This window comes from Paraburkholderia sp. SIMBA_027 (assembly GCF_046535315.1).
Lineage (GTDB): Bacteria > Pseudomonadota > Gammaproteobacteria > Burkholderiales > Burkholderiaceae > Paraburkholderia > Paraburkholderia tropica.
In genome coordinates this window covers 1-237 of sequence record NZ_JAWRWY010001566.1, presented here as the reverse complement: position 1 = coordinate 237, position 237 = coordinate 1, and the positions used below count along the sequence as shown (strand labels likewise).

General features: G+C 55.3%; 1 protein-coding gene. It reads right to left on the bottom strand.

Annotated elements, in window-relative coordinates; all coding sequences use genetic code 11:
• The coding region (locus tag SB764_RS44450; protein WP_410867371.1) for a DUF817 family protein at window positions 1-237 on the bottom strand (237 nt) is incomplete at both ends.

The window sequence follows — 237 nt, the reverse complement described above, 5'->3', positions numbered from 1 at the left end:
CATCTGGTAGTTTCGATCCAGCGGACGAAATACCACGGTGGTCCGAGCATACAGGCCCAGAGCGCAGGCTGCCAGATACCAGCGATAGTCGCCAATATAGTGGTGGGTAAAAAAGTTGACATAGATAAGCACTGCGATCAGCGCCGCCATCCAGTGCGGGGGATGATGACGTATGTGCAGATCGAATAGCCGCCAGGCCTGGATGATGTAGCTGCCCACGGCGGCATACATAAAGCC